The organism is Rhizobium sp. AG855 (genome assembly GCF_003610655.1).
GTDB classification, from domain to species: domain Bacteria; phylum Pseudomonadota; class Alphaproteobacteria; order Rhizobiales; family Rhizobiaceae; genus Allorhizobium; species Allorhizobium wuzhouense.
Window position 1 is genome coordinate 2157895 of sequence record NZ_RAQG01000003.1, and the last position, 17558, is coordinate 2175452.

Genomic DNA, 17558 nt, shown 5'->3' on the forward strand with positions numbered 1-17558 from the left:
CAGTCGGTCGCGAGCGCCAGATACGGTGAGCCGATGTAGAGGCTGCGGCGGCCCTCAGGCCGCCCGCCGGCCGTGCTCTTTACGGCCGCCACTGCGGAAAATGTCGACCTGTTCACTGAGACGATGGGCTTCCGTTCCGAGCGAATGGGTGGCAGCGGTCGCCTCCTCGACCATTGCCGCATTTTGCTGCGTCACCTGATCCATCTGGTTCATCGCGGCATTGATTTCAGTGATCGAGGCCGACTGTTCACGCGATGCACGGACTATTTCCACGACATCCTGATTGATCCGCGAGACATTCGCCTCGATCTGCCGCAGGGCCCGACCCGTTTCACCAACCAGTTCGACGCCGAGCTGCACTTCCTTGCTCGATCTCTGGATCAATGCCTTGATCTCCCTCGCAGCTGTCGCCGACCTTTGCGCGAGTTCGCGGACTTCCTGGGCGACGACGGCGAAGCCCTTTCCGGCCTCTCCGGCCCGGGCCGCCTCAACACCCGCATTGAGTGCCAGAAGGTTGGTCTGGAAAGCGATCTCGTCGATGACGCTGATGATCTGCCCGATCTGCCCCGAAGACTGTTCGATCTGAGAAATGGCCTCCACCGTGTTGGCGACGACCGTGCCCGACTGCATGGCATCGGCCGCTGTGGTCTGCACCAGATTGCCAACCGATTCGGCTCTCTTGCTCGATTGGGCCAAGTTCGACGTCACCTCGCTCAGAGACGCTGAGGCCTGCTCCAGAGCTGCGGCCTGACGCTCTGTACGTTGAGCGAGTTCATCCGCAGAGCTACGCAGTTCATCCGATCCGCTCTTGATGGTATCGGAACTCTGGGCAATCGTTTCAACGACCGAGTGCAGCGTGCTCATCGAGTTGTTGAAATCGGTCCTCAGACGCTCCAGTTCGCCTGCGAAAGGATGCTGGGCACGGTAGTTAGTCTCGCCGCGCGCCAAGGCTGCCAAACCGGCCGCCAGTTCGCCAACCGCATAGGCAATTTCCGCCGCTCGCTCGGCGCGTTCCTGTTCTGCGGCCCGTTCGCGGGCACGCTTATCCGCCTCGATCTTTTCCTGTTCATCACGCTCCCGCTCAGCCTTCGCCTTGCTGTTGGCCACGCAATGACGGATGGCTTGCCCCATGCGCCCGACCTCATCATTGCCTTCGCTGTGGATCAGATGGACATCGATCTCGTCGCGCGACAGGCGCTCGACCGCTTCGGTGAGCATACCGATCGGCCGGATGACCGTGTAGGACAAGGAGCTGGCAAACGAGATCGTCAGGACGAAACCGGCAAGAACCGACCCGCCGACTATCATCAGACGCCACCAGGCTGCATCAGCCCGTGTTGCAGCATCGGCCGCGATCGCCTCAACAACCGCCGTCTCCACCTGCTTCATCAGGTCGATCTGCTTGGTTGCGAGAGCGAACCAGGCGCCGGCATCCAGACCGGACAAAGAACTGGAAATTCCGCCTGCGATGAGTTGCTGGCGGAATTCTTCGAGCTGTGAAAGCCCATCTCCTGCCAGTGTCTTCTGGTAGCTGTCGCGCTGTTCGGGCGGCATGAGTTTCAGGAACTTGGCGATGAGCTCACGCTGGGCTCCGCCCAGACCGACAAACGCCATGAAGCGCTTCGGGTCGAATGCGCCGGCCGTGATGAAGCCATTGCCCATGCCGCGCTCCTGGCCGGCCAGTTCCTTGGCATTCATGATCAGGCCATGCGCGACCAATGCATTGGCGGTCCCCTCTGGCGAATGCAGGAGCGAATAATCCTGTGCCAGCGTCATGAGATCGGCAATCGATGCGGTGTAGTAGGCAAAGGCTTCCGGACCGGTCAGCGCCAGACCGTCGATGCCGGCGCGGTTCTGCGCCAGCTTTTCCAGATCGGCAGACACCGCCTCGGCCTCAACCGCAAGCACGGTATCCGTCAAGCTGATCTGAGCCAGCACATCCACGACTGCCTGCGTTTCCTGCGTGGTATTGGTCCGCGCAGCCTGCAACGCATCCTTGTTCTTGGTGCCCTTGGAGCCAAGGAAACCCGCCGTCAGCCCTCGCTCGACCTGGAGATCATGGACGAGATCACCGATGTGGCCAATCTCTGCAGCGACGGACACCATATTGTCGGCCTGGGAGTAATCCCTGATGGCACTGAGGACCTCAACGCCTGCCAATGACGCAGTTGCGACAAGGGGAACCGCCAGTGCGGCCAGAAGACGCCACTTTATTGAAACATCGATGACCCGCATGTCCAACCTTTCAGCTCGCGCGAAAAAACACTTTTCAACGCAACACCCTAAAAGGTTGTCGTTAATTTTAGCTAAAGCTTACTCGCCAATAAATTGCTTTCCCGGGCGCGTAAGAATTAGGCGATCAGCCCCTCAACGAAATCGAACAGCCCGTGGCGACGGTCGCGGCGCAGGCGCTCGGCCTTGACGATCGACTGAACCGCATCGAAGGCGGCGTTCAGGTCGTCGTTGACGATGACATAGTCATATTCGCGCCAATGGGCGATCTCGGCACGGGAATTGTTGAGGCGCGTCTGGATGACCTCTTCGGAGTCTTCCGCACGGCGATGCAGGCGCGACTGAAGCTCCGCCATGGTCGGCGGCAGGATGAAGATCGACACGACATCGGCCGACATCTTTTCCTGCAGCTGCTGGGCGCCCTGCCAGTCGATGTCGAAGAGCATGTCGCGGCCCTCGCCCATGGCGGTCTCGACCGCCTCACGCGGGGTGCCGTAGTAGTTGCCATGCACCTGCGCCCATTCGAGCAGGCTATCGCTGTCGCGCAGGCGCTCGAATTCGCGCTGCGAGACGAATTTGTAGTGCACACCTTCGATCTCGCTCTGGCGACGCGGACGCGTCGTGACGCTGACCGACAGACCGATCTGCTGGTCCTTGTCCATCAGGGTGCGGGCGATCGTCGACTTGCCTGCGCCGGAGGGTGAGGAAATCACCAGCATCAGGCCACGCCTCGGGATCTTTACCTGTGCGGGTGCCGAAGGGGCCATGGACTACTCCAGATTCTGTACCTGTTCGCGGAACTGGTCGATGACGACCTTCAACTCGATGCCGGCGGCGGTGACCGCGACGGCATTGGATTTGGAACAGATAGTATTTGATTCGCGGTTAAATTCCTGCGCCAGGAAATCGAGTTTGCGGCCGACGGGACCGCCGACCGACAACAATTCGCGGGCGGCCGTCACATGGGCCTTCAGCCGGTCGATTTCCTCGCGCAGGTCCGCCTTGGTGGCGATCAACGCGATCTCCTGATGCAAGCGGTCGCGGTCGAGGCCTGACGTCGTGTCCATCAGGCCGGCGAGCTGCGCTTCCAGCCGGCGGGCGATCTCTTCCGGCGAGCGGGAGGGGTCGGCCTCGATCTGCAGGGCCAGCGTCTCGATGCGGGTAATCTGATCTTCGAGAATGGCGCGCAACGCCGCCCCTTCCGTCTCGCGCATGGTCGCAAGCGCCGTTACGGCCTCGCCGAGGCCAGCCAGGATATCGGCGTCGCGTCGGGTCACCGCATCTTCGTCGTCCACCGCCTCGCGCATGTCGACGAGACCACGGATCGAGAGCAGCGTATCGAGCCTGAGCGGCGCCGGGTCGAGCACATCGGGACCGAGCTGGTCGCGCAGCGCCAGCACGGCATTCAGGGCATCGTGGTTGAGCACCGCCTCGACCCGGTTCTCGCTGACGGAGAGGGACAGGCCGACCTGGAGGTTGCCGCGCGCCAGGCGCTCGCCGACGAGGCGCCTGAGGTCGGTTTCCAGGTATTCCTGGCCCTGGGGCAGACGCGAGCGGATGTCGAGGCCCTTGCCGTTCACGGAGCGCAGTTCCCAGGCCCATCGGTAGCGCCCGGACGTGCCTTCGACCCGGGCGAAGCCCGTCATGGATTGCAGTGTCATAACCCGGCCCCCTCGGCCTTTATCAATTGCCGGCGCCCGGATCAACTTCCGGCGCCGCGTCGAGTGTGGCGGGCGGCGTCTGGGCGCGCTCGGCTTCCATCTTGCGCCAGCGCTTCACGTTCGCGTTGTGCTCTGCGAGCGTCGCGGCGAAGACATGGCCGCCTGATCCGTCGGCCACGAAGTAGAGATCGTCTGTCTTCCACGGATGGGCGACGGCTTCAAGGGCAGCGCGACCGGGATTGGCGATCGGACCCGGCGGCAGGCCCTTGATGACATAAGTATTGTACGGCGTTTCCTTCTTGATGTCGGACTGGAAGATCGGCCGGTCGGCCGGTTTTCCGTCGCCACCGAAGAGGCCGTAGATGATCGTCGGGTCGGACTGCAGGCGCATGCCCTTGGCGAGACGGTTGATGAAGACGGAGGCGACATGGGCGCGCTCGTCGTCCTTGCCGGTTTCCTTTTCGACGATCGAGGCGAGCGTGACGAATTCGTCGCGGGTCTTGACCGGTAGGTCGGGATCGCGGCGTTCCCAGATCTGGTCGATCAGCTTTTCTTGCGCCGCTGCCATCTGGGTGACGATCTCGGCGCGCTTGGTGCCGCGGGTGAACTTGTAGGTATCAGGGCGCAGCGAACCCTCGGGCGGCAGATCGGAGGGCAGATCGCCTTCCAGAACCGTGTCGTCGGCCAAGCGCTGGAACATCTGCTTGACGGTCAGGCCTTCCGGCATCGACACCGAATAGAGGATCGACTTGCCGGATTCGAGCAATTCGGTGACGTCCTTCATCGAGGAGCCCGCCTTGATCTCGTATTCGCCGGCCTTCAGCGTCTGGCCTTCGTCGAGATAGGTGGCGGTGACGTAGCGATAGATCCGGGCATCGGTGACGACGCCATTGCGCTCGAGATTATTGGCGATCTCGGCAAGGCCGGCGCCGCTGCGCACGACGAAATTGGTGTTGGCGGACAGCGGCCCCGGCTTCTGGTAGGCGTCCATGACGTAGTAGAAGCCGGCGACGGCGACCACGCCGACAAAGACCACCATGGTCATCAGGAAGTTCAGAAAGATCACCAGCTGACTGCGTGCCTTGCGCGAACGGCGCGGCGGCTGCGGCACGCGCTCCGGGCGCAGTGCGTCATTCGGGGACTTCGGAATGAAAGGTCCCTTGCCGGTGCTCGTGTCGGCATCGCGACCAAAGGGAACACCGTTGTTCTGGCTACCGCCATTCTGGCTGTTGTCGGTCACCGGCAATCCTTCTTTGTTTTCTGTCGCGGCTGTTTCAGCCAGCAATGCGGCAAAAATCCGTGTCATCGCCCTACGCGAAGCGCCGGGCGTGCACCATGATTTCTATCCGTAGAACATCACTGCGGGCAAGAGCGCCCACACCGTCATCCACCTGATGCGCACCGGGCCGCAGAGCGCGTCCCGGCACCGGCATCATCAGGCCTCGTAGCGCTTGAGCACCAGCGAGGCGTTCGTGCCGCCGAAACCGAAGGAGTTCGACAGGGCAACGTTGATCTCACGCTTCCTCGCCTTGTGGGGAACGAGGTCGATCTTGGTCTCGACATCGGGATTGTCGAGGTTGAGCGTCGGCGGCGCGATATTGTCGCGGATGGCAAGCGCCGAGAAGATCGCCTCGACGGCGCCGGCAGCCCCCAGGAGGTGGCCGATCGCCGACTTGGTGGAAGACATCGAGATCTTCTCGGCATGTTCGCCAACCAGGCGCTCGACAGCGCCGAGTTCGATCGTATCGGCCATGGTCGACGTGCCGTGGGCGTTGATGTAGTCGATATCGGCTGCGGTGAGGCCAGCGCGCTTCAGCGCCATGGTCATGCAGCGGAAGGCACCGTCGCCATCTTCCGACGGGGCGGTAATGTGGAAAGCGTCGCCCGAGAGACCATAGCCGACCACTTCCGCATAGATCTTGGCGCCGCGTGCCTTGGCGTGTTCGAGTTCTTCGAGAACCACGATGCCAGCGCCCTCGCCCATGACGAAACCATCACGATCCTTGTCGTAAGGGCGCGAGGCAGCGGTCGGGTCATCGTTGCGCGCCGTCGACAGTGCCCTGCAAGCGGCAAAGCCGGCCAGCGAAATACGGCTGATCGGCGATTCCGTGCCACCGGCGACCATGACGTCGGCATCGCCCAGCGCCACGAGACGGGCGGCGTCGCCGATCGCATGTGCGCCGGTCGAGCAGGCGGTGACGACGGAGTGGTTGGGGCCACGCAGCTTGTGGCGGATCGAGACCTGGCCGGAGGCGAGATTGATCAGGCGGCCCGGGATGAAGAAGGGCGAGAGGCGGCGCGGGCCCTTGTCACGCAGGATATGGCCGGCTTCGACGATGCCTTCGAGGCCGCCGATGCCGGAACCGATCAGAACGCCCGTCTGGCACTGGTCTTCATAGGTTTCCGGCTCCCAGCCGGCATCCTTGAGGGCCATGTCAGCCGCGGCAATCGCATAGATGATGAAATGATCAACCTTGCGCTGCTCCTTGACCTCCATCCAGTCGTCGGGGTTCCAGGCGCCTTCACCTTCGGTGGGGATACGGCAGGCGATCTTGGCCGGAAGATCCTCGACCTCGAATTCCGTGACGAGGCGCGCACCGCTCTGGCTGGCCAGGAGGCGCTGCCAGGTCAATTCCGTTCCACATCCCAGAGGAGATACCATGCCGGTACCGGTGATAACGACACGTCTCATCGTCCCAAGCCCACCCTACGGTTATGACCGAAGTCAGTCTGAACAAAGCTCTTGATACAACAAGGCCCGCTTCACGCGGGCCCAAGCGGATAGTCCGGGCTGTAACACCCGCCTTCCGCAGTCTCGTGATCGATCAGGCCTGAGCCTTCTCGATGAACTTGACGGCATCGCCGACCGTCAGGATCGAGTCAGCAGCGTCGTCAGGAATTTCAACGCCGAATTCTTCTTCGAAGGCCATGACGAGTTCGACCGTGTCGAGCGAGTCAGCGCCCAGATCGTCGATGAAGCTGGCGCCTTCGACAACCTTTTCAGCGTCAACGCCGAGATGATCAATTACAATTTTCTTCACGCGTTCTGCGATATCGCTCATGTCGGTTTCCTCGACCTTCTTAATATCAGAGGGAGCCGTAGTGGCCACCCTGCCCTGTCTTCAACTGGTGAAGCGCGCATGGCGTCACCAGCAAACCCGTTCGGCCCTGACCCAGAGCGGTTTATGCAAATAAAAGCATAAACTTCGGCTCATGAGACGGAGCGACTGCTCACAGTCATGGCCCGCTTAACATGGTTTCAGCGCGCCGCAAAGCCAGAAATTCGCCCCCTCACCTTGGTCAACAGCCTTTGGCGGAAAGGGCGAACCGGGCTTCCTGCTCAGATCATCGCCATGCCGCCGTTGACGTGCAATGTCTGGCCGGTCATGTAGGCCGCTTCCGAAGATGCCAGGTAAAGCACTGCGGAGGCGACTTCCGCGCCGGTGCCCATGCGCTTCATCGGAATGGCGCCCATGATGGCGTCTTTCTGCTTGTCGTTCAACTTGCCGGTCATCGCGCTTTCGATAAAGCCCGGCGCCACGCAGTTGACGGTGACGTTGCGGGTGGCGATTTCCTGGGCGAGCGACTTCGAAAAGCCGATCATACCGGCCTTAGAGGCGCAGTAATTGGCCTGGCCCGGATTGCCGGTCACGCCGACGATCGAGGTGATGTTGATGATGCGGCCATAACGGCGGCGCATCATCGGATGGGTGAGCTCCCGCGTCAGGCGGAAGACGGCCGTCAGGTTGACTTCGAGCACTGCGTCCCAATCGGCATCGGACATGCGCACGAACAGGCCGTCCTTGGTGATGCCGGCATTGTTGACCAGGATGTCCACACCTTCGAGCTCGGCTTCGGCCTTTTCGCCAAGCGCCTTCACCTCGTCGCGGTCCGACAGGTTGGCCGGGAAGATCTTGACCCGGTCGCCGAGTTCGGCAGCCAGCGCTTCCAGCTTTTCGACGCGGGTGCCGTGCAGGCCGACGATGGCGCCTTGAGCATGCAGCATGCGGGCGATTTCTTCGCCGATGCCACCGGTTGCGCCGGTGACGAGGGCCTTGCGGCCGGTCAGGTCAAACATGATCGCGTTCCTTGTTGATCGTTTGGGGTCGGTCAGCCGTTGAGCGCGGCAAGCGCCGCATCGATGTCGGCCGGGCCGTTGACGGCAATGCCGTTGATGTTCTTGTCGATACGGCGAGCGAGACCCGTCAGGACTTTGCCGGCGCCGATTTCATAGAGCGTGGTGACGCCATTGGCGCCGAACCATTCGACCGTCTCGCGCCAGCGAACCTGGCCGGTCACCTGCTGCACGAGCAGATCGGCGATCTCCGTGGCGGATGTCACCGGAGCGGCGAGCACGTTGGCGATGAGCGGGACAGAGGGATCGCGCTTCTCGACGGTCGACAGCGCTTCGCGCATGGCGTCGGCGGCGGGAGCCATCAATGCCGAATGGAAGGGTGCGGAGACCGGCAGCATGATGGCGCGCTTGGCGCCCTTTTCGGTGGCGAGCGCTGCGGCCTTCTCCACGGCGGCCTTGCCGCCGGAGATGACCAGCTGTCCGCCGCCATTGTCATTGGCGATCTGGCAGGGACCTTCAGCGGCTGCGGCCTCGCAGATCGCCTGCACGTCGCCATGCTCCAGACCGATGATCGCGGCCATGGCACCGGCACCGACGGGCACTGCGGCCTGCATGGCATTGCCGCGAATGCGCAGAAGGCGCGCGGTGTCGGCAATCGAGAAGGTGCCGGCAGCGGCGAGCGCAGAATATTCGCCGAGCGAATGGCCGGCAACGAAGGAGACCTTCGACTTCAGATCCAGGCCCTTGGCTTCGAGAACACGGATGACAGCCACGGAAACGGCCATCAGGGCCGGCTGGGCATTGGCGGTGAGCGTCAACGTTTCCTCGGGGCCATTCCACATGATGTCGGACAGTTTCTGGCCGAGCGCATCATCGACTTCCTGGAAGACGGCGCGGGCTTCGGCGAAATTGTCGGCAAGGTCCTTGCCCATGCCGACGGCCTGGCTGCCCTGGCCGGGGAAGGTGAATGCGACTGTCATGGGCGTTTCTCCCTTGGGTTTTTACCCTCCAATTCACAATACGCTCATGCGAGTCAAGCCTTTCAGGCCCCTGAGCCCTGCCGGCAGCCCGGCAAGTCACAGACTGTTCGACCGCTTCGCCATCTTGCAGTGCGGCAATTTCCCCTTATTTTGTTCCAGCATCTCCCCCAGCCCGTCCCGGGCCATTTCCTATTTGAGGCATTCCCCCATGAAGATGAACCGGCTCGGCCGAACCGATATCCATGTTTCCGAAATCTGCCTGGGCACCATGACCTGGGGCTCGCAGAATTCGGAAGCCGAAGCCTTTCAACAGATGGACTATGCGCTGGAGCGTGGCGTCAATTTCTTCGACACGGCCGAACTCTATCCGACGACGCCGCTGTCGAAGGAAACCTACGGCAATACCGAGGAGATCATCGGCAACTGGCTGAAGTCGACGGGCAAGCGTGACCAGGTGGTGCTCGCCACCAAGGTTGCCGGCCCCGGCCGCCCCTATATCCGCGAAGGCGGCCCGATCACCGGCGCGTCATTGCGCGAAGCGCTTGATGCCAGCCTGTCGCGACTGAAGACCGACTATGTCGATCTCTACCAGATCCACTGGCCGAACCGCGGGCATTTCCACTTCCGTGGCGCCTGGAGCTACAATCCTTACAAGCAGGACCGCGCTCAGGCGCAGCACGACATCGCCGAAATCCTTGAGGCGATCAGCGACTGCGTCAAGGCCGGCAAGATCCGGGCGATCGGACTGTCGAACGAGACGACCTGGGGCACGCAGACTTTTCTGACTCTGGCCGAGCAGAAGGGCCTGCCGCGCGTCGCGTCGATCCAGAATGAGTATAATCTGCTCTACCGCCATTATGATCTGGATCTCGCGGAACTGTCGCATCACGAGGATGTCGGATTGCTCGCCTATTCGCCGCTCGCAGGTGGCATTCTCTCGGGCAAATATCTCGGCGGACAGAAGCCTGCCGGCTCACGCGGCGCGATCAATGGCGATATCGGCGGCCGGCTGGTGCCGCAGCAGGAGGCGCCGACGCGGGCTTATGTCGAGCTTGCCAAGACGCACGGCATCGCCCCCTCGACGCTCGCGGTCGCCTTTTGCCTGACGCGTCCGTTCATGGCATCCGCCATCATCGGCGCGACCACGATGGCGCAGTTGAAGGTGAATATCGATGCAGCTGACCTCACACTGTCGGAGGAGATCCTCAAGGAGATTGCCAAAATCCACCGCGAGTACCCGATGCCGATCTGAGATCGTCCTCCGCTCAATTCGAAAGAGCCGGCGCAACACGGTGCCGGCCTTTCACGCCGCATCAGCCGATCGTCAGCACGGTACGGCCATGATCGAAGGAAAAGCCATAGGTCAGGCCCTGACCGGACATGGCGGGCCCGTCGAGCGTCACCGTGATGCGATCCGCCGTCCCGGCGAATGTCGCGGTCACCGTGTTTCCATCCACGCTGATGCTCACGTCCTTCTCATCATATCCGCTGAAGCGCAGGACCAGGCTGCCATTCGTGTTGATCGTGTCCTGACCGTCTCCACGGGCGAAGCCGTATTCGGCAATGGCATTGTCGGCCTTCATATCCGTGCGCTTGATGCTGACCGTGTCATTACCGGTGCCGCCGGCGGCAAAGATGCGGGTGCCTTCCAGCGTCATGGTATCGTCGCCGGCACCGCCGTCGATGCCGATCAGCGCCTCGCCGGCCACGGTGAGCGTGTCGTTACCGTCACCGCCCGTCACGTCCATCACAAGCTGACCGGAGAGTTTCAGGGTGTCATCGCCCTCGCCTGTATCGATCTCGCCGATATAGCGGGCACTGGCGAACAGGCTGTCCTTGCCGACGCCCGTGGATACGGAGACCAGCGCTGCGGCTTTTGCAGTCACCGTGTCGTCGCCACCGCCCGAGTCGATGTTGTAGACGGCCTTGGCGTCGAAGGTGAGCTTGTCGTCGCCCTCCGTTCCCTGCCCGCCCGTGATATAACCGAGCGTTTCATCGACCGAGGCTTCCTCTCCCGATGGTGCATCACGCAAGGCAAGAATCTCGGCGATGCGGGCGAGCGCCTTCTGTCCCGCCGACTCACTGACGGGAATGTCGTCGTCCTTTCGGGACCATGTGGGTGCTGCATCAGACCGCCCTTGGGCAGTGGAGGTCGCAGAGAAGAGCTGCGTCGCGTAAACGAGCGCGTTCGGATTGCGATAGAAACTGTTGATGACCGTCATCAGGTCTCGCCCTCAAAGCCGCGTATGCGGCTGAATTCCACACGAAGCTAACATTCGCCCATTGAGAAAAGCTTACAGGAGCCGTTTCGGCACGGGAAACAGGTCTGTCGAACGCGGTAAGCATCCGGTAAAGAAGACGGCGGGCATTCTCGGTGCTGTGCCATTCGAGGCCCAAAGAGCGGAAAATCCGCCCCTGCCCTTGCTTTTCGCCTGAATACGCGTATAAGCGCGCCGTTCACAACACCCGGTCCTCTGGCTGGTGGCTGAACGGAGGGCTGGCAGGCCGCAAGGCTTGCAGCAGGAACCACAAGGGTTTCCGGTCTCCCGTGTCTCCGCTCTCGACCGTCTCGAACACAACGCTTTTCTTGCCGCGGCGCATGCCGCACAGGAGCAGTCTGTGAGGCTTAGCGCCGGATCCGGGTGACGACAACCGCAAGAAAGGCAAAGCTGTCATGGCTCTTTACGAACATGTATTCCTTGCCCGGCAGGATATGTCCGCCCAGCAGGTTGATGCCCTCGTCGAACAGTACAAGGGTGTCATCGAAGCTAACGGTGGCAAGGTCGGGCGCGTAGAAAACTGGGGCCTCAAGTCCCTGACCTACCGCATCAAGAAGAACCGCAAGGCGCACTACGCCCTGATGGACATCGAAGCTCCGGGTGCCGCGATCCACGAAATGGAACGCCAGATGCGCATCAACGAAGACGTTCTTCGTTACATGACCATCGCCGTGGAAGCCCACGAAGAAGGCCCGTCTGCCATGATGCAGAAGCGCGACCGTGACGACCGTCCGCGTCGTGATGGCGACGACCGTGGCCCGCGCCGCGAAGGTGGCTTCGGCGACCGTGGTCCGCGTCCGGACCGTGGCCCGCGTGAAGGCGGCTTCGAGCGTCGTCCGCGCGAAGACCGCGCTTAATCTGAGCAATAGGAGAAATTACAATGGCTGATGCATCCTCTTCTCAGGCACGTCGTCCCTTCCATCGTCGTCGCAAGACCTGCCCCTTCTCGGGCGCCAATGCTCCGAAGATCGACTACAAGGACGTCCGTCTCCTGCAGCGCTACATTTCCGAGCGCGGCAAGATCGTTCCGTCCCGTATCACCGCAGTTTCCCAGAAGAAGCAGCGCGAACTGGCCCAGGCCATCAAGCGCGCCCGTTTCCTCGGCCTGCTGCCCTACGTCGTAGCGTAATCTGATCCGACGGCCCGCTGATTAAGAGTCAGCGGGCCGTTATCCCTTCCGCGTTGGGCGCGGATCGGAACAAACAGCCTTTAGGCGCTGACTTATGTCCGGCGACTTCAGGCAAAAACCCATGTTGGGGAAATCCTGCCAGACGGCATGAAGAGCTTCCCCTAACTGCTTCAACCAGCAGGACAGCGACGTTGCAAAAACTGGATGCGAAATTGCTGATGACCGGCCTTCTTGCCGGTATTACCGCCGCCCTGCTCGTGCTGGGTGCTGCGGCGCAGCCGACGCTCGCCTCCATCCTCTATCCCGCATCCGCCATTCCCGTTCTCATCGTCGGCCTCGGCTGGGGCAACCTCGCCTCGATCACCGCCATCCTGACGGCTGCCTTCCTCGGCACGATCAGCATGTCGCCGATGTTTGCCTTCGGCATGGCGATCTTCACGCTGGCGCCCGCCGGCTGGCTTGCCCATCTGTCGAGCCTGGCGCGTCCGGCATCCGAAATCGGCGGACCCGACCACCTGATGGCCTGGTATCCGCTGTCGGACATCCTGCTGCAGCTCTGCGCCTTCGTCACCTTTGCCGTCATCGCGCTCGGCGTGATCATCGGCTTCGGCCCTGAATTCACCGACCAGCTGGTCGAAGCGATGACCCAGGCGATGAACAGCCAGGATCCGGCCATGCTGCCCGATCCGGCCGCGCTCGAGCAGCTGAAACGCACCATGGTCGTGCTTTTGCCGATCATCCAGGGCGGCACCTGGGTGATGCTGCTGTTCCTGATGTATTACGTGGCGCAGCGCATTGTTTCCGCATCAGGCCGGGGCAAGCGCCCGCGCGAAGACATCCCCTCTTCGCTGCGCATGAACCGCAATGCCGTCTTCCTCTTCCTCGCCGGCATCATCGGCTGCTTCATCGGCGGCGTTCCCGCGATGATTGGCGCCACCGTCTGCGGCACCTTCGGCGCCGGCTTCCTCATGGCAGGTTTCGCCTCCATGCATCTTCGCACGCGCGGCAAGGACTGGCGCCTGCCGGCCCTCGTGCTCGCTTATCTGTCGACGGTCATGCTGCTGCCGTTGATCATTCCGCTCATCATCGGCCTGTCGGATACCCGCCGGACCGTTGCCCTGACCCCGGCCGCCAAGGCCAAAACCGACACTCCAGACAACACTGATTGACCACTGAAAGGACCAAAATCATGGACGTCATTCTGCTTGAACGCATCGCCAAGCTCGGCCAGATGGGCGAAACCGTCAAGGTTCGCGACGGCTTCGCTCGTAACTTCCTGCTGCCGCAGGGCAAGGCGCTGCGCGCCAACGCTGCCAACAAGGCTCGTTTCGAATCCGAGCGCGCCACGCTCGAAGCCCGCAACCTCGAGCGCAAGTCGGAAGCCCAGAAGGTTGCCGATGTTCTCAACGGCAAGTCCTTCATCGTCGTCCGTTCGGCTGGCGAAACCGGCCAGCTCTACGGTTCGGTTGCTGCCCGTGACGTCGTCGAGATCCTTTCTGCCGAAGGCTTCAACATCGGCCGCAACCAGGTCGAGCTGAACACCCCGATCAAGGCCATCGGCCTGCATCAGGTTGTCATCCACCTGCATGCCGAAGTCGAAATCTCGGTCGAGCTGAACGTTGCCCGTTCGGCTGAAGAAGCCGAGCGCCAGCTGAAGGGCGAAAGCCTGACCTCGGCCGACGCCATCTACGGCATCGACGAAGATGCGCTGCGTCCGGAAGACTTCTTCGATCCGGAAGCCGACATCGACGGCGACGACGACCGCTAATATTTTCCGCCCTCAAAGGCGGACGAAAGAAGCCCGGCCCTGCTCGCGCAGGACCGGGCTTTTTCTTTGCTCACCTGTTCGCTGAAGTCAGGCCGGATCGAGGCTCTTGTCGATCCGAACGACCACCGACATGCCAGGCGTCAGGCTCGCAGCCGCACCCTGGCTGTTGTCGATCGCCACCCGCACGCCGACCCGTTGGGCGATCTTGACGAAGTTGCCGCTGGCATTGTCGGCCTTGATCACCGAAAACTCCGAGCCGGTCGCTGGTGAGAAGCGCTCGACCTTGCCCTGCAGCACCTGGCGCTCGAGCGCATCGACCGTGATCTCCACAGGCTGGCCAACCTTCATGCCGGCGAGCTGTGTTTCCTTGAAGTTGGCAATGATCCAGACATCGGGCGGAACGACCGCCATCAATTGCGTGCCGGCAGCCACATACTGGCCGACACGCACGCCGACTTCACCCAGCTTGCCTTCGCGCGGTGCGCGAATTTCTGTGTTGGAGAGGTCGATCCTGGCCAATTCCACTGCGGCTTCGGCATTGGCCACGGCGGCCTCCAGCGAACTGCGGTTGACGATGATCGTCTGCAGGTCCTGACGGCTTACCTCGACCGCAGCCTTGGCCTGCGCCATTCCGGCACGTGCCCGGTCGAGTGCCGCATGGGCCTGTTCCTGCGCGCTCGTGGCCACAACTCCGCTGCGGATCAGGCTGTCCTGCCGCTCCGACTGCTGTTGCGCCTGCTGGAGATCAGCATTGACCGCGTCGACAGCGGCTTCGCTGGAGGCGATGCGAGCCTTGGCTGCCATCTCCTGTTGGCGGGAATTGTCGAGGGATGCTTTCTGCGTGGCGAGCGCCGCTTCGGCCTGGGCGAGCTTCTGGCGATAGGTACGGTCGTCGATCCGGGCGAGCAGCTGTCCCTTGTCGACGGTCTCATAATCCTTGACCGGGACCTCCACGACATAACCGCTCACCTGAGGGCTGAGCATGGTGACATAGCCGCGAACATAGGCATTGTCGGTCATCTCGACCGAACTCGCAAAGGGCGGCAGGCGCCAGGCATACAGCACCAGAGAGGTGCCAAGCACGGCGCCAAGGATGATCAGGATGGTGGCGGGGGTGAATATCTTCTTCAACATGGCGGAGGGTCCGTTCGGCATCAGGATTGGGGGGAAAGCTCGCCCGCGGCGCGGCGGGATGTCCGCAACCAGCGCCAGGCGAGATGCACGAGCAGCACGGCGAGCGCTGCGGTCGTGACGACGGAGATCAACAGAAAGGTGTCTGTATAGGCGAGGACATAGGCTTCACGCGTCACCTGCCGGGACAGGAGCGTCAGGCCTTCTGCATTGAGGATGGCCGGATCGGTGATCACCTTGCGATAGGCCGCAGCAAGCTGGCTGACACGCTGGGCCACTTCCGGCCGGGTCAGAAGGATGTTCTCCACCAGAACGTTCGAGTGAAACTTCTCGCGGATGGAGACGAAGCTGCCGAGCAGCGATGTCATCAGCATAGAGCCGGTGATCTGGGTGAACAGGAAGATGGCGATGAAGTTGACGACATAGGGCAAGCCCTTCTGCATCGCGCTGCCGAACCCCTTGGCCATGACCGGCGGCAGGAACATCGCGGCTCCGAAGGCAATCATGCCCTGGCTCAGATACATCTGTTCCGGCCGCGTGAGGTTGGTTGCCTGGCTGTCGAGATAGGCGCCGCCGGCGATCAGCGCGAGCGCGATGACATGGGCCGTCTCGACATAACGCGACGACATCAGCGCCATGCAAAAGAGCGCACCGCCAATGGAGGCAAGAAGGACCAGCGACCAGAGGACGAATTGCTGATCATTCAGCAAGCCGATCTGCTGGAAGAAGCTGACGGCGGTCGAGGACTGCTCCGAGGACACGGCTCGGAAGACCAGGAGCACGGCGGCCATATGCAGATTGTCACGCGAGAAGATCCAGCGGAAATCGAGCATGGGATTGGTGCGGCGAGACTCGATCAGGGCGGTGACGGCGATGAAGCCGATGGCGCAGATGAGAAGCACGCCCAGCCACCAGGTTTCAAACCACCAATACAGACGACCGAGAGTGAGAAATACCGCAAGGCAGCCGATGCCCACGGCCATCAGCAAGTAGGAGACGATGTCCATCCGCTCGATCACCTTCGCGCGCGGCGGTGCTGTCACCGGAAGGGCGAAGATGATTGCCATGGAGACGAGAGCCAGACCGACTTCCAGCGTGTAGAGGGCATGCCAGCCGTCGATTTCAAGCAGACCAGGCGAAATCATCCTTGCGATCGGCGCGGCCAGGAGCGTGCCCATCAGGGCGGCGTTCAGACCCTGGCTAAGCTTGCGATGCGCCGGGAAGGCCTCAAGGACGTAGAGAAAGCCGAGCGAGGAGATCGGGGCTCCGGCACAGCCGCTGATGAAGCGCACGACAAGGGCGGAATGGAGATCGCTGACAAACAGGTTGAGCAGCGAGGCCAGCACGAAGATCAGGATGCTCCATTCGGCGAATGGCCGCAGTCCGTACTGCGCCCTCACCTTGAACAGAGCCAGCGACAGGGTTGCATAGGGCGCCACATAGGCCGCCGACAACCAGGCAGCCTCCGCCGCCGTTGCGGAGAACTGACCCTGCAGCTGATAGAGATTGGCATTGACGATGTTCATACCCAGGCCCTGGGTGATGAACATCAAGAGCCCGGAAGCGACGTAGATTGCGGCAAGCCACAGAGGCTTGGCTGGTGGCGGCGCCGGTGGCGATGCGGGAGCCTGCTCCGCTTCGGTGGGGGCTGTATCGCCCGATTGCTCGACAGCCGTGCTCATGACCGGACCTTTCCGACATCCAGTCGCTGGAGGTTGCGGACGAGGCGGCGAACGACAGACAGGGCGATCTCGATGTCTTCTGCGGAAATGTCTTCGGCGATTTGTCCGCGCAGATCGCTGGCCAGCGCATGCATGCCTTTCGACGTCTCACGTCCGCCGGGGGTCATGTCGATGCGCTTGGCGCGCCGGTCGCTGGCGTCCTCGCTGCGCACGATGAGACCCTGCTTTTCCATGCCATCCAGCACACGCGCGAGTGTCGGCGTTTCGATTTCCAGCTCCTCGGCGAGTTCTTTCTGCGTCAGGGGGCCTCTGCGGCTGATCGCGAACAAGGTGCGCGCCCGCGCCAAGGTCAGCCCCTCCTCGCGCACGACCGCATCAAAGAAGGCGCGAAGCTTGCGATTGAAGGCCGACATCTCGTCAAAGAGCTGCTCGTTCTGGGATGCACGGGACATCGAATGTACCTCAATTTAATTAGGCTGCTATCTATATTCACCCTAATTAATAGCCTGCCCAGTTTTTTCAAGTCTTTTGAAGCCATGGCAGCCATGTCGTACAATCATGGGTGCCGCAGCGATTCGTCGGCGAGCCGTCAAGTGCTTCGCCGGGACGTTCGACAAGTGC

At 62.0% G+C, this 17558-nt stretch carries 17 protein-coding genes; 5 read left to right on the forward strand and 12 right to left on the reverse strand.

Annotated elements, in window-relative coordinates:
- Window positions 1–54: 54 nt before the first annotated feature.
- The 8 genes from DFO46_RS10615 to fabD all read right to left on the reverse strand — a co-directional run bounded on the left by DFO46_RS10615 (window position 55) and on the right by fabD (window position 8948).
- Window positions 55–2235 (reverse strand): methyl-accepting chemotaxis protein, encoded by a 2181-nt coding sequence (locus DFO46_RS10615; protein WP_120277251.1) that lies wholly within the window; start codon window positions 2233–2235, stop codon window positions 55–57.
- Window positions 2236–2351: 116 nt separating this feature from the next.
- On the reverse strand, window positions 2352–2999 hold the full coding sequence (gene gmk, locus DFO46_RS10620) for a guanylate kinase (RefSeq protein WP_120277252.1): 648 nt from the start codon (window positions 2997–2999) through the stop codon (window positions 2352–2354).
- Window positions 3000–3002: 3 nt separating this feature from the next.
- The gene (locus DFO46_RS10625; RefSeq protein ID WP_110793501.1) at window positions 3003–3893 is read right to left on the reverse strand and encodes a YicC/YloC family endoribonuclease; all 891 of its coding nucleotides are present in this window, start codon (window positions 3891–3893) and stop codon (window positions 3003–3005) included.
- Window positions 3894–3915: 22 nt separating this feature from the next.
- Complete coding sequence (gene mltG, locus DFO46_RS10630) at window positions 3916–5139, reverse strand: endolytic transglycosylase MltG (RefSeq protein WP_165826377.1); 1224 nt, start codon at window positions 5137–5139, stop codon at window positions 3916–3918.
- A 189-nt stretch (window positions 5140–5328) separates the two neighbouring features.
- The gene (gene fabF / locus DFO46_RS10635; protein ID WP_110793502.1) at window positions 5329–6585 is read right to left on the reverse strand and encodes a beta-ketoacyl-ACP synthase II; all 1257 of its coding nucleotides are present in this window, start codon (window positions 6583–6585) and stop codon (window positions 5329–5331) included.
- 133 nt (window positions 6586–6718) lie between these two features.
- Window positions 6719–6955, reverse strand: a complete 237-nt coding sequence (locus DFO46_RS10640; protein ID WP_027507378.1) for an acyl carrier protein — start codon at window positions 6953–6955, stop codon at window positions 6719–6721.
- 278 nt (window positions 6956–7233) lie between these two features.
- Window positions 7234–7971, reverse strand: coding sequence for a 3-oxoacyl-[acyl-carrier-protein] reductase (gene fabG, locus DFO46_RS10645; RefSeq protein WP_120277253.1), 738 nt, complete (start codon window positions 7969–7971; stop codon window positions 7234–7236).
- Window positions 7972–8003: 32 nt separating this feature from the next.
- On the reverse strand, window positions 8004–8948 hold the full coding sequence (gene fabD, locus DFO46_RS10650) for an ACP S-malonyltransferase (RefSeq protein WP_120277254.1): 945 nt from the start codon (window positions 8946–8948) through the stop codon (window positions 8004–8006).
- A gap of 208 nt (window positions 8949–9156) precedes the next feature.
- Here fabD and DFO46_RS10655 point away from each other — a divergent pair, with 208 nt between their 5' ends.
- A complete protein-coding gene (locus DFO46_RS10655) occupies window positions 9157–10200 on the forward strand; it encodes an aldo/keto reductase (RefSeq protein WP_120277255.1) in 1044 nt (347 codons plus the stop codon).
- A gap of 61 nt (window positions 10201–10261) precedes the next feature.
- Here the strand turns inward: DFO46_RS10655 and DFO46_RS10660 are convergent, their stop codons facing one another.
- Window positions 10262–11170, reverse strand: coding sequence for an RTX toxin (locus DFO46_RS10660; RefSeq protein ID WP_120277256.1), 909 nt, complete (start codon window positions 11168–11170; stop codon window positions 10262–10264).
- Between the two features lie 452 nt (window positions 11171–11622).
- On the opposite strand from DFO46_RS10660, the gene rpsF reads away from it, so the two are divergent.
- From rpsF to rplI, 4 genes are all read left to right on the forward strand, one after another.
- Window positions 11623–12084 carry a 30S ribosomal protein S6 gene (rpsF, locus tag DFO46_RS10670; RefSeq protein WP_110793507.1) on the forward strand — a complete coding sequence of 154 codons (462 nt, stop codon included), beginning with the start codon at window positions 11623–11625 and terminating at the stop codon, window positions 12082–12084.
- A gap of 23 nt (window positions 12085–12107) precedes the next feature.
- On the forward strand, window positions 12108–12356 hold the full coding sequence (gene rpsR, locus DFO46_RS10675) for a 30S ribosomal protein S18 (RefSeq protein WP_003502063.1): 249 nt from the start codon (window positions 12108–12110) through the stop codon (window positions 12354–12356).
- Between the two features lie 191 nt (window positions 12357–12547).
- Window positions 12548–13525, forward strand: a complete 978-nt coding sequence (locus DFO46_RS10680; protein WP_120277257.1) for a DUF2232 domain-containing protein — start codon at window positions 12548–12550, stop codon at window positions 13523–13525.
- 20 nt (window positions 13526–13545) lie between these two features.
- Window positions 13546–14124 carry a 50S ribosomal protein L9 gene (gene rplI, locus DFO46_RS10685; protein ID WP_120277258.1) on the forward strand — a complete coding sequence of 193 codons (579 nt, stop codon included), beginning with the start codon at window positions 13546–13548 and terminating at the stop codon, window positions 14122–14124.
- Window positions 14125–14211: 87 nt separating this feature from the next.
- Here rplI and DFO46_RS10690 read toward each other — a convergent pair whose 3' ends face one another.
- From DFO46_RS10690 to DFO46_RS10700, 3 genes are read right to left on the reverse strand one after another with little or no spacing between them, the layout of a single operon-like run.
- Window positions 14212–15258 (reverse strand): HlyD family secretion protein, encoded by a 1047-nt coding sequence (locus tag DFO46_RS10690; protein ID WP_120278210.1) that lies wholly within the window; start codon window positions 15256–15258, stop codon window positions 14212–14214.
- A gap of 20 nt (window positions 15259–15278) precedes the next feature.
- Window positions 15279–16937, reverse strand: a complete 1659-nt coding sequence (locus DFO46_RS10695; protein ID WP_120277259.1) for an MFS transporter — start codon at window positions 16935–16937, stop codon at window positions 15279–15281.
- Window positions 16934–17389 (reverse strand): MarR family transcriptional regulator, encoded by a 456-nt coding sequence (locus tag DFO46_RS10700; RefSeq protein WP_110793512.1) that lies wholly within the window; start codon window positions 17387–17389, stop codon window positions 16934–16936. The genes DFO46_RS10695 and DFO46_RS10700 overlap by 4 nt, the downstream gene beginning before the upstream one ends.
- Window positions 17390–17558: the final 169 nt, after the last annotated feature.